The 11,920-nt window shown below is 72.2% G+C and carries 9 protein-coding genes, 1 pseudogene and 1 riboswitch; of the genes and pseudogenes, 4 read left to right on the top strand and 6 right to left on the bottom strand.

From position 1 onward, the window contains the following. The coding region (locus E1298_RS36240; RefSeq protein WP_207945048.1) for a sigma-70 family RNA polymerase sigma factor at positions 1-321 on the bottom strand (321 nt) is incomplete at its 3' end. Positions 322-527: 206 nt separating this feature from the next. Between E1298_RS36240 and E1298_RS36235 the strand changes: the two genes are divergently transcribed. Together E1298_RS36235 and E1298_RS36230 are read left to right on the top strand one after the other, a co-directional pair. Next, a complete protein-coding gene (locus E1298_RS36235; RefSeq protein WP_131901475.1) occupies positions 528-1,364 on the top strand; it encodes a metallophosphoesterase family protein in 837 nt (278 codons plus the stop codon). Continuing rightward, entirely contained in the window at positions 1,361-1,999 is a 639-nt protein-coding gene (locus E1298_RS36230) for a 4'-phosphopantetheinyl transferase family protein (RefSeq protein WP_131901473.1), read from the top strand. The genes E1298_RS36235 and E1298_RS36230 overlap by 4 nt, the downstream gene beginning before the upstream one ends. A gap of 336 nt (positions 2,000-2,335) precedes the next feature. Here the strand turns inward: E1298_RS36230 and E1298_RS36225 are convergent, their stop codons facing one another. The 5 genes from E1298_RS36225 to E1298_RS36200 form a co-directional block, all read right to left on the bottom strand. Further along, positions 2,336-5,923: a WD40 repeat domain-containing serine/threonine protein kinase gene (locus E1298_RS36225; protein WP_131901471.1), complete on the bottom strand. Its 3,588-nt coding sequence runs from the start codon at positions 5,921-5,923 to the stop codon at positions 2,336-2,338. A 131-nt stretch (positions 5,924-6,054) separates the two neighbouring features. Continuing rightward, the gene (locus tag E1298_RS36220; protein ID WP_243726021.1) at positions 6,055-6,681 is read right to left on the bottom strand and encodes a TetR/AcrR family transcriptional regulator; all 627 of its coding nucleotides are present in this window, start codon (positions 6,679-6,681) and stop codon (positions 6,055-6,057) included. Between the two features lie 145 nt (positions 6,682-6,826). After that, positions 6,827-7,777: a TIGR03620 family F420-dependent LLM class oxidoreductase gene (locus E1298_RS36215; protein WP_131901469.1), complete on the bottom strand. Its 951-nt coding sequence runs from the start codon at positions 7,775-7,777 to the stop codon at positions 6,827-6,829. Between the two features lie 113 nt (positions 7,778-7,890). Then, positions 7,891-9,624, bottom strand: a complete 1,734-nt coding sequence (thiC, locus tag E1298_RS36210) for a phosphomethylpyrimidine synthase ThiC (RefSeq protein ID WP_131901467.1) — start codon at positions 9,622-9,624, stop codon at positions 7,891-7,893. Then, positions 9,620-9,733, bottom strand: a riboswitch (TPP riboswitch). It overlaps the preceding gene by 5 nt. Positions 9,734-10,396: 663 nt before the next feature. Next, positions 10,397-10,717, bottom strand: a complete 321-nt coding sequence (locus E1298_RS36200) for a MiAMP1 family antimicrobial peptide (protein ID WP_131901463.1) — start codon at positions 10,715-10,717, stop codon at positions 10,397-10,399. Between the two features lie 308 nt (positions 10,718-11,025). Between E1298_RS36200 and E1298_RS36195 the strand changes: the two are divergent. Together E1298_RS36195 and E1298_RS51995 are read left to right on the top strand one after the other, a co-directional pair. Then, positions 11,026-11,733, top strand: a pseudogene (locus E1298_RS36195) (terpene synthase family protein); the annotation flags it as partial. A gap of 88 nt (positions 11,734-11,821) precedes the next feature. Then, on the top strand, positions 11,822-11,920 hold a 99-nt coding region (locus E1298_RS51995), incomplete at its 3' end, for a terpene synthase family protein (RefSeq protein ID WP_424923194.1).

Raw genomic sequence — 11,920 nt, 5'->3', positions numbered from 1 at the left:
GGGATGGGGCGCGGACGGTGGACGGCGGCGGCGGGACTCCCGGCGCACCCAGTCGACCGCGCGGCGGTGCGCCAGCGTCGCGAGCCAGCCGCGCAGCGAGCCGCGCTCCGGATCGAAGGCCAGCGGGCGCTCCCACAGCCCGGCGAACACCTCCTGCGTGACGTCGCGGGCGGCCTCCGCGTCGCCGGTCACCCGGCGCGCGAGGCCGTGCACCAGCGGCGCGAACATGTCGTAGATCTCGCCCAGTGCTTCGTCGTCGCCCGCCGCGAGCCGCGCTCGCAGGTCCTCGTCGCGGGCGGGCGCCGGCTGAGGCGCGTCCACCGAACCACCACCCGTCCTCCACCGGCTCAGCGTGAATTGTCTCACCCCGTCCTAAGGCGGTACATGACCTTCGTCCGGTCCGCGGAGAAGGCGGAGCAGGTCCGGGACCCCGCGCAGGTCCGGCCGTCGGACGGCCCTGTCCGATTACGGCCGGTCCGCGCGCTCCAGACGATCGGACCGCCCTTCGCGCCGCTTACGATCGCTGGATGAGCGGTCTCTACGGCATCAGCGACCTTCACGTGGGCTTCCCCGACAACCGTTCGTTCGTCGAGGGGCTGCGGCCGGCCTCGGAGGGCGATTGGCTGATCGTGGCCGGAGACGTCGCCGAGCGCTTCTCCGATATCGAGTGGACCTTGCGCACGCTGGCCGGACGCTTCGCCACCGTGATCTGGGTGCCCGGCAACCACGAGCTCTGGACGACCAAGGACGACCCCGTCCGGCTGCGCGGCGAGGCCCGCTACCAGCAGCTCGTCGACATGGCCCGGGGCCTGGGCGTGCTGACCCCGGAAGACCCCTACCCGGTGTGGGACGGCGATGGCGGGCCGGTGACGATCGCGCCGCTGTTCGTCTTGTACGACTACACGTTCCGCCCGGACGGCGCGTCCAACAAGGAGGAGGCCCTGAAGATCGCGCACGACGCCGGCGTCGTGTGCACCGACGAGATCTACCTGCATCCCGACCCGTACCCCACCCGGGACGCCTGGTGCGACGCGCGGATCGCCTACACCGAACGCCGCCTGACAGAACTGCCGGCCGGTAGCCGAACCGTCCTCATCAATCACTGGCCCCTGATCCGCGAACCCACCCGCGTCCTGTGGTACCCCGAGTTCGCGCAGTGGTGCGGCAGCGAGCGCACCGCCGACTGGCACGTCCGCTTCGGCGCGGTCTCGGTCGTCTACGGGCACCTCCACATCCCCCGGACGATCTGGAGCGACGGCGTCCCGCACGTCGAGGTGTCGGTCGGCTACCCGCGCGAGTGGCGCAGGCGCGGCGAGACCCCGCGCGGCCCGCGCCGCATCCTCCCCGCGCCGGAGGAGTCGTGATCGAGCGGATCCTGCCGCCGGGCGTCGCCACGGCCGCGGCCTACCACGACCCACCCGAGGCGGCCCTGCTCCCGGGGGAGGAGACCGCCCTGGCGCGGGCCGTGGAGAAGCGGCGCCTGGAGTTCACGACCGTCCGCTGGTGCGCCCGCCGCGCCCTCGCCGACCTGGGCCTGCCGCCCGTTCCGATCATGCCGGGGGAGCGCGGCGCACCGCGCTGGCCGGACGGCGTCGTCGGCAGCATGACCCACTGCGACGGCTACCGCGCCGCCGCCATCGCCAAGGCAGGCGACATGCTGACGCTCGGCATCGACGCCGAACCCCACGGCCCTCTGCCCGAAGGCGTCCTCGACGCGATCGCCCGCGAAGAGGAACTACCGCTTCTGGACGAACTGACCCGCGCCTCCCCAGACGTCCACTGGGACCGGCTCCTGTTCTGCGCCAAGGAGAGCGTCTACAAGGCGTGGTTCCCGGTGGCGCGCCGATGGCTCGGCTTCGAGGACGCCACCCTCACCCTCGAACCCGACGGAACGTTCACGGCGAAAGTGCTCGTCCCGGACGCCCCGTTCACCGGCTTCACCGGCCGATGGACGATCACCGACGGCCTCATCGCCACCGCGATAGCCGTCCCCGCCTGAGACGACAGCCCGGCGAGGCGGCGAACGACCGCGCGGTCGCCCGGACGACCACCGTCCCGGCGGCAGGACGGATGAGGGCCGCCACCGTTGAGCCGCGCGTGGGCGGCCGGGGCCTGTTCGTAGTCCGGATCAGCCTGCTGGTCACGATCGAGTGACTTGCCAGTGTCGAAATCACCGGTGTGTCACGCGCGGTGATGCGTCCGCTGGAACTCTCAGTGCGCGGGTGGTCAAGCCCCGGCGGTCCTTCAACACATCGGCGGACGGGCCGTCGGGTAGGTCGGTGATAGGTATTCGGTGCTCTCAAGCCTCAGGCGCCAACGGCATCCGTAGACGTCGTCACTGGGGGAAGTCGAACTCCCAGTCCAGTTCCCAGACGCGTGCGACGCCGTTGTGGTCGAGCGAGACGACGATGCGGCCGTTGGCGCTGAGTGCGAGGGCCTCCACGGAGGCTTCGTGGCGGCCCAGCACGCGCAGGCACTCGCCGTCGCCGGTGTCCCAGACCCTCACCTGATCGTCCACGCCGTCGGTGACGGCGAAGCAGCCGTCGTCGCTGACCACGACGGACCAGGCTTCCACGCCCACGTCGCCGACGGCACGCCGGCCCTCCCCGGAGCGCAGGTCCCAGATGCGCATCGTCGAGTCCTTGCTCACCGAGACGGCGGTCGTGCCGTCGGCGGAGACGGCGACCTCCCGTACGGGTTCGTCATGGCCGAACATGGTGTGGAGCGTCTCTGCGGTCCGGACGTCCCATACCCGCACGGTTCCGTCCATATGGCCCGACAGGAGCACGTCGCTGTCACGGCTCAGGGTCAACGTCTGAGTGACCAGCCCGCCGCCGAGGTCTCGCGGCAGAACGTGCAGAAGGTGTCCGGTCCGCGCCTCCCAGATATGCGGGGTCCAATGAGGCGGGGCAGCCGAGACGATCCGGCTCCCGTCGGCGTTCAGCAGGATCCGAAGGGCGTGGGTGGTGCGCCGACCGGTGACTTCCGCGAGAGGTTCGGCCGTCTCCAGGTTCCAGACGCGGATGTCCCTGTTCCCCCCGCCCGACACGCCGACGCGACCATCGGCGCTCACCGCCACGTCGACCTCGCCCCCATCGCCGTCCAGCACGTGCAGGCAGCGGCCCGACTCGATATCCCAGACCCGCGCGGTGCCGTCCTCACCCCCGGACAGCGCGATCGGGCCGTCGCCGCAGAGGGCCAGGCTGTGGACGCGCCCGTCATGCCCCGGCAGAGCGTGCCGCCGCGTGCCCCGGGCCAGATCCCAGACCAGCACCGTCCCGTCCTCGGCGCCGGTCAGCACCAGCGAGCCGTCGCGACTCGTCACGGGAGGGACGCGGAAACCGCCCACGATCGACGGGGCGTCGCGAACCCACGCGTCGGACAGGGCGGCGCGCCGTCCGGTTCGCGCCACGTCCTGCCAGCGGTCGAGCAGGACGCGGTGCCGCCGATAGCCGGGGACGGCCCGGGCCCGGCGGATCTCGTCGGCGGCCGCGCCGGAGCGGCCCTCGGCGATCAGCTCCGCAGTCCGGTCGAGCGCGCGGTCCACCTCCTCGTCCTCGTGGAGCCGGTCGGCCGCCTCGCGCGGGAGCGGGTAGCTCCAGGGTGCCGCGGGGCCCGGATCCGGCATGTCCCACAGGGCGACCTTGCCCTCGTCGTCGCCGATGAGGGCCCTGCCGCCGTCGGGGCTCAGCGCCGCCGCCATCGCCCGTTCCGGCGTCGGCCATGCGCGCAGGCGCCGGCCGGTGCCCAGTTCCCACAGCTCCATGGCGTTCACGTCGCAGGAGATCGCGTAACGTCCGTCGCCGCTCACGGCGAACTCGTCTCCCATACCGCCGGGGCGGTTCAGGGCGTGGACCTCCCGGCCGGTCTCCCGGTCCCAGATCCGTACGCGGGCGTCGTGGCCGTGTCCCTCCTGAGTGACGACGGTCTCGCCGTCGGCGCTCATCGCCGCCATGGAGGAGCTTCCGCCGAACGTGCGGAGCACCCGGCCGGTGCGGACGTCCCACGCGTGCGCGACACCGGTCGCCCAGACGCGCCCGAACGCGACACCGCCGTCCGCGTCGACGTGCACCGACGCGAAGTGGGCGTACGCGCTCCCGTGCCCCTCCGCCAGCAGCCGCAGGCAGCGGCCGGTGACGGCGTCCCACACCCGGATGGCTCCGTCGCCGTGCACGGTCAACGCCAACAGCCCGTTCCCGGTCAACGCCACGTCCACGGTCTCGTACACGCTGAAGACGTCCGCACTGGTGAGCTCGTGCGAAAGCCGACCGGCGTGCAGGTCCCAGACCTGCGCGGGGCCGGCGTGCCCGCCGAAGACCGCCCGGGCGCCCGCCGCGTCGACCGCGATCGCCCGGACGCCGTACTCCGCTCTCGGTGGCTCCAGCGTCCACACGCGGCGCGGGCCGCCGCGACCCCGAAGCCGGAACCGGCGCCGGGCGAGATCCCACACCTGGACCTTTCCGTCCTCGCCCGCGGAGAGGCCGAAGCGGCCGTCCCCGCTGAAGGCGAGGGCGTTCACCGGCCCGTCGTGCCCGGTCAGAACCCGCGGCCGTCCGGGCCGGGACGCGGCGCCGGCCCGTTCGATCGCGGCGGTGATCTCGGGGACGCCGGACTTCCGCCGCCCGGCGTTCCGCAGTGCCTCCAGTGCGGCCTCCGCGTCACCGCGCTCTAGATGCACCAGGCCCAGCAGGTACCCCGGCTCCCAGTCCCCGGGGTGGGCCGAGCGGACCCCGTCCAGATCGGCGACCACCTCAGCGTCGGTCCGCTCTCCGGTGCGCCACAGATGGAGGCCGCGGTTGTAGGTCACGTGCGGGTTGCGGGGGTCGGCCTCGGCGGCCCGCCGCCACAGCGCGCCGGCCTCGTCGTCTCGTCCCAGGTCCAGCATCGACAGGGCCTGGTTGGACAGTTCATCGGCCAGGCGCACCGCCGTCAGCGGTTCCGGCCTGGGATAGGCCTCCCCGAGGGCCTCGGCGTAGACGTCCGCGACGGCGTCCGCCATCCGGCCCATGTCCCTGGGCCGCTCCGCCGGCTCTGGAGTCAGGCAATCCCGCAGCAGGGCCACCAGGCCACCGGGCATGGCGGGGATGGCCGCGAGCCGTTCGTCCTCTTCCCCGGCGAACGTCTGGGCGGCGGCCCCGGCGTCGACGAACGCGGCGAACACCTCGGCGCCGGTCTGCCCGGCCAGGCACGGCGGATGCCCGACGAACATCTCCAGCACGGTCAACGCCCACGACCACGTGTCGGTCGCCCGCGTCAGCTTCGGCCGGGACCCGCCGGACCCCCTCACACGCTCGGCCGCCTCCGCCTGCTCGGGAGAGCAGTACGCCGGGGTCATTCCCCCGTACCCGGCCAGCAGGCTTGCGCCCGGCGGAGCGGTGGCGCCCTCCCCGGCTGCGGCACGCGCTCCGGCCAGCCCGAAGTCGGTCACCTTCGCTGTTCCGCCGCGGTCCAGAAGCACGTTCCCGGGCTTGACGTCCTGGTGGATGTGGCCGTTCCGATGCGCGTGCTCAAGCCCCCGCGCAGTCTGCGCGGCGACATCGAGGACACGGCGCAGGGCCGCACGTCGACCACCGGCATAGAGGCGCCCGTCGCGCACCGCCTCGGCGAGGCTGCCCCCGTCCAGCCACTCGGCGAACACCCGGGGAACGCCTCCCAGGGTGCGCACGTACACGCACTTCACGGTGTTCGGATGCGCGCCCAGACCGACCCACGTCGCCGCCTCGGTCTCGAACTCCCGCACTCCCCTTCCCGTGGCCACCAAGTCGGGCCGCGGCACCTTCACCGCCAGCTCCACGTTCCACCCGCGGTGCAAGACCCGGTAGACCACGCCCATCCCGCCGCTGGTGATCTCCTCACGGACCTCGTACAGCCCGAGGATCACCTCGCCGGGCCGCCATACCAGGGCAACGTCCTCATCCTTCACCAGTCCCGCTCCCCTCCGGCCGAAGTCGCCACCGAACCACCCAACAGGATGCACCCCCTACGTCGGGATGGCTCCCGGCCGACGCGAAGGGGAGCGATCCGCCCTGAGGCCGGTTGTCCGGGGCGGTGCGGCTACTGGCCGTAGTGGGGCTTGGGGGAGAGGAGGCCGGTTGCCGCTAGGGAGACCAGGCGGTCGGCGGTGGCCGGTTGTTGTTCGGTGGCCATCGCGATGGCGCCGGCGAGGGTGAGGACGTCGGGGAAGTCGGCGGCTGCGGGGACGTCGCCGGTCTTCTGGGCGCGGACGAACAGGGACTCGGCCTCGGCGCGCATCGTCCGGCAGGAGTGGAACAGGTCGGAGCGTTCGTCTCGGAGCGTGACCAGGACGGAGGCGGCCATGCCGCGGAATTCGGTGACGTGGGAGATGAACGCGCGCAGCCAGGTCATCAGGGCCTCGCCGGGCTCGGGGGAGGGGAGCAGGTCGCGGGCGCGGGCGGCGAGGTCGTCGTAGACGTCGGTGAGCAGGGCCTCCAGGAGGTCCTGGCGGGTGGGGAAGTGGCGGTAGAGGGTGCCGATGCCGACGCCCGCCAGACGGGCGACGCCTTCGAGGGAGGCGTCGGCGCCGTCGCGCAGGAACGTCTCCCGGGCCGCGGTGAGCAGCCGCGCGCGGTTGCGGCGCACGTCGGCGCGTTCGGTGCGGGTGCGGGTGCGGGCTAGGCGGTGGTCGGGCGCGGGGGCCTGCGGCGTGTCGTCGATGGTCACCTGACGCTTCGGTCCTTCCTGGGCAGGACGGGGCGAGATGAGGGACGCCGCCGATTTTGGAACGGTCCCTCGATCCTAGCCGCGGCGTTCCCGCGTCGCCCGGGTCGCCGTGCCGGGGCCGCGCGGCCCCGGCACGGCGGAGGCGTCAGGAGAGGTCGGTCAGCGCGGGGGCCAGCCGTTCGAGGGCCGTGATGATGCCCGGGAAGTCGGTTCCGAGCGGGTTCACCAGGACGTGGTCGGCGCCCGCGTCCAGGTGCTCGCGGATCCGCCGGACGATCGCCTCCTCGTCGCCGTGCGCGATCGTGGCGTCCACCACGCGGTCGCTGACCTGGGTGATCTCCTCCTCTGTGTAGCCGAGGCGGAGGAGGTTGCGGCCGTAGGGCAGGGCGAGCGCGCCGCCGGCGCGTTCCATCTGCTTCAGGACGTCGGCGCGGTAGGCCCGTGCCGCGTCGCGGGCCCGGGCCGGGTCGGGGTCGTAGACGAGGCCCTGCTCGGGGATGAGGAGCTTGCCCGGCCCCAGGATCTCGCGGGCGGCGGCGGTGGTCTCCACGGGTGAGGCGAACGGGTGCGCGCCGTCGGTCAGCTCACCGGCGAGCGCGAGCATCTTGGGGCCGACGGCCGCGAGGACGCGCGGGGGCCGCAAGGCGGGCGCGGCCGCGGGCACCAGCCATCCGCCGGACGAGTCGTCCATCGCGCCGAGGTAGTCGCGGACGCGGGTCAAGGGGCGGCCGTAGTCCTGGCCCACTCCCGCGGCCTGCCTCGGATGTCCCACGCCGATGCCCAGGACGAAGCGGCCCGGGAAGCCGTCGGCCAGGGTGTCGGAGGCGCCGCGCGTCGTCACCGGCGGCCGCGCTAACAGGTTCGCGATCCCGGAGCCGGCCGTGATGCGGTCGGTGGCCGAGAGCCATATCGCGAGCTTGACGAACACGTCCCGGCCGCCGGGCGCCTCGCCGGTCCAGACCGAGCCGTAGCCGAGCCGCTCGATCGCGGCCGCGGCGCGCCGCTGCTCGTCGGCGGGCGCCGTCGTCGTGACCGCGTTCAGCCATACGCCGACGCGCCCGAGCCGTCGCCGCGTGGCCTCCACCGTCGTCGTCACAGGTCCTCCTTTAAAGCGGAGCTATGTTCCGATTGACGATACGGAGCAGTGCTCCACTTTGGCAAGGCGAAGCCCGCCGCCGGGCGTGTCCGGCGGCGGGCTCTGGACGGCGGTCAGGAGCCGGCGGGGGACACCGGCAGGTAGACGCGGCCTCCGGCGGCGCGGAACTCGCCCGCCTTCTCGCGCATGCCCGCGGCCAGGGCCTCCTCCTCGGCCAGGCCGTGCTCGTCGGCGTAGCGCCGGACGTCCCGCGTGATCTTCATCGAGCAGAAGTGCGGGCCGCACATCGAGCAGAAGTGGGCGGTCTTGGCGGGAGCGGCCGGGAGCGTCGCGTCATGGAACGCGCGGGCGGTGCCCGGGTCGAGGGAGAGGTTGAACTGGTCCTCCCAGCGGAAGTCGAACCGGGCGTCCGACAGCGCGTCGTCCCAGGCCTGCGCGCCCGGATGGCCCTTGGCCAGGTCGGCGGCGTGCGCGGCGATCTTGTAGGCGATGACGCCGGCCTTGACGTCCTCGCGGTCCGGCAGGCCGAGGTGCTCCTTGGGCGTGACGTAGCAGAGCATCGCGGTGCCGTACCAGCCGATCATCGCGGCGCCGATGGCGGAGGTGATGTGGTCGTAGCCGGGCGCGATGTCGGTGGTCAGCGGCCCGAGCGTGTAGAAGGGGGCGCCGTCGCACCACTCCTGCTGGAGGTCGACGTTCTCCTTGATCTTGTGCATCGGGATGTGCCCGGGGCCCTCGTTCATCACCTGGTTGCCGTACTCCGCCGCGATCCGCGTCAGCTCGCCCTGCGTGCGCAGCTCGGCGAACTGCGCCTCGTCGTTGGCGTCGGCGATCGAGCCGGGCCGCAGCCCGTCCCCGAGCGACCAGGTGACGTCGTACGCGGCGAAGATCTCGCACAGTTCCCGGAAGTGGGTGTAGAGGAAGTTCTCCTCGTGGTGCGCCAGGCACCACGCCGCCATGATCGAGCCGCCGCGGGACACGATGCCGGTCTTGCGGCGCGCCGTCAGCGGGACGTACGGCAGCAGCACCCCGGCGTGGACGGTCATGTAGTCCACGCCCTGCTCGGCCTGCTCGATCACGGTGTCGCGGAAGACCTCGTAGGTCAGCGCGGCGGGGTCGCCGCCGACCTTCTCCACCGCCTGGTACAGCGGGACGGTCCCGACCGGGACGGGCGAGTTGCGCAGGATCCACTCGCGCGTGGTGTGGATGTCGCGGCCCGTCGACAGGTCCATGATCGTGTCGGCGCCCCACCGCGTCGCCCACGTCATCTTCTCGACCTCGTCCTCGATCGAGGATGCGACGGCCGAGTTCCCGATGTTCGCGTTGATCTTGACCAGGAAGTTCCGGCCGATGATCATCGGCTCGGTCTCGGGATGGTTGACGTTGGCGGGCAGCACCGCGCGTCCCGCCGCCAGCTCGTCCCGGACGAACTCGGGCGGCACGCCCTCGCGCAGCGCCACGAACTCCATCTCGGGCGTGATCTCCCCCCGCCGGGCGTAGGCGCGCTGCGTCACCGCCTCTCCGCTCGCCCGGCGGGGCCGCCGCGGCGGGAACGCGGCCCGCTCGCGCAGTGGATCGTCCGATCGGCGCCCGTCGTCCTCGGGGCGCCCGGACCGCCCGCCGTAGGGGACGGTGTCGCCGCGCTCGGCGATCCACGCGTCCCGCAGCGGGGGCAGCCCCCGGCGGACGTCCGTCTCGTGGGACGGGTCGGTGTACGGCCCGGACGTGTCGTACAGGACGACGGCGTCGCCGTTGGTCAGCGGCACTTCCCGCATGGGCACGCGCACATCGGGCCGCGAACCCTGGAGGTACGTCTTGCGGGCAGATGAAACCACGGTTTCGGTCATGACGACTCGATCTCTCCCTACGCCGGCATTACCCGGTCAGGTTCCAGCGGTCAGCGGCCGTCCCAGCCGCAATCTCAGCCCGGTTCGCCGGGCCCCCGCGATCTGTCGTCATCGACGTTAACCCGGGGGACCCCGGTTGCCGCAACCGGCCGCGGTGGGATAGAGGGGAATTCCGCCGGCGCCGCCCGAGGACAGGATCGCCGCATGGCGCCCATCCGGGACGGCTCCCGGCGGACCTGCTGATCGAGGCGCTCATCTCTCCGGCGGGCGACCGGCCACGGCCGGTGAGGTTCCGGCCCTGCGGAACCCGACGCGGCGCCGTCCTATGGCCTGATGGCAGGCGCGCATTCCTCACACGCGTAGGCCCCGCCGCCGTTGGGGAAACGGCCCGCCCTGACCCTCGGACGCGGCCAGCGCTTGCCGCATACGACACACGCCGCGCCTCGCCGTTGCGGCCGTGAAAGACCGGCCGGGTCGAACGTCGGCTCCCAGGCGAGAGAAGGGCGTGCGCCGCCCCTCCCCGCAGCGTGAGGAGGCGGGCCCGGAACCGCGTCTTCCAGGGCGAACAGCGAAACCGTCATACTGTCGATCTTGCCGTCGGCCGCGCCTGAACCATCTTACGAGACTGTTACCTGGACGTGCCGTCGCCGGGACGCCGCGGCCGACCTCGCCGCCACGCCCCCAGCAGCGCGCGACTGGACGCGGCGCCGGCGTGGGGGCGCGGCACCGTCCTCACCGGCCGGAATGGTCACCGGCCGGGATCTCGGCCTTCTCAGCACACGATGAACATGCTCTTCCACCCGAAGGGCGTCGCCTGCTCGTTGTTGTGGCGGGCGCTCAGCTCGTAGTGCATCACGCCTTCGGCGTTCGGCTGGTTGTACATCCGGGCGCTCTGGCCCGTGGCGTACCACTTGTAGGACCCGTGGAACGCCTCGGGGATGTTGCTCATCCCGCATTTGTTGATCGTCATCGATCGGCCGGAGTAGTGGTCGCCCTCGTAGACGACGATCGTCGACGCCTGCGCCGCGGCGGCGGAGACGGCGATGATCCCGGCGGTGAGAGCCGGTACGAGGGCCATGGTCTTCTTCCGCACTGTGGTCTCCCAGAAGATGCAGCTCACTTCGTGCGAGCAATCAACTGCATAGTGTCACGAGAACTGTGGTGAAGGGTATCCGGGAAACTACGTACAGTACCCAATGGACGCCCCGCGCGATCACGGTGAACGCGTCCCGTGGGTGGGCGCGGGGGTGTCCGAAAGGTAAGGCATTCCGGATACGGGGTTCTGAGTCCGTCTTCCGCTTGAATCGATCACCGTCTGTCACTTACCGTAATTATTCGTAGCGTTCAGTAATTACGGCAGGTGGCAAGCGTCCGCGTCGGCCATCGGGACGGGAGAATCGCGTGGACGAGGCACAGCCGGCGAGCGTTCTGGAACGGCTGGAGCTGCCGCCGATCTTCTGCCCGCTGGAATCGCGGATCAACCCGGCGCGGGCGTGGGGCGAGCGCCGCGCGATCGAGTGGATCGACCGGCAGGGGCTGGGGGCCGACCCGGGTGAGCGCGCCCGGGTGGTCGGCACCCACAGCGCCGACTTCTACGCGCGTTTCGCCCCCTTCGCCGTGGAGGACGGGCTGCTGGTGGCCGTCCTGTGGGTGTACTGGGGCTTCGCCTTCGACGACGCCCGCTGTGACGTGGGGTACTACAGCAGCCGTCCGGAGGAGTTCGTCCCGATGGCGTACCGGACCCAGCGGGCCCTGGAGGTCCCCGGCGCGTCCGAGGGCGATGTGTACACCCGCGCGCTGGCGGACATCGCCGCCCGGCTGCGGGCCACGGGGACGCCCGTGCAGGTCCAGCGGTTCGTGGCGTCCCACCGGGCCTGGCTGGACGGTGTGGCCTGGCAGATCGCGAACCAGGCGGGTGCCCGCACGCCCTCGCTGGACGACTACGTCACCCTGCGCCTCCACTCGGCGGGCGGCGAGCCCACGTTCTCCCTGCTGGAGATCGCCAACGGCGCGGAGGTCCCGGCCTCGGAGATGGACTCGCCCCCGGTGCGCGCGCTGACCGAGATGGCGATCCTGACGGCCGCGCTGGACAACGACCGCCATTCCGTGACCCGCGAGATGACGACCCAGGACGGCGTCCAGAACATCTACACCGTCCTGCGGAACCAGGGCGTCCCACCGGGCCTGGCTGGACGGTGTGGCCTGGCAGATCGCGAACCAGGCGGGTGCCCGCACGCCCTCGCTGGACGACTACGTCACCCTGCGCCTCCACTCGGCGGGCGGCGAGCCCACGTTC

The organism is Actinomadura rubrisoli, assembly GCF_004349215.1.
Classification (GTDB): domain Bacteria; phylum Actinomycetota; class Actinomycetes; order Streptosporangiales; family Streptosporangiaceae; genus Spirillospora; species Spirillospora rubrisoli.
This window is presented reverse-complemented; position numbering and strand designations above follow the sequence as displayed.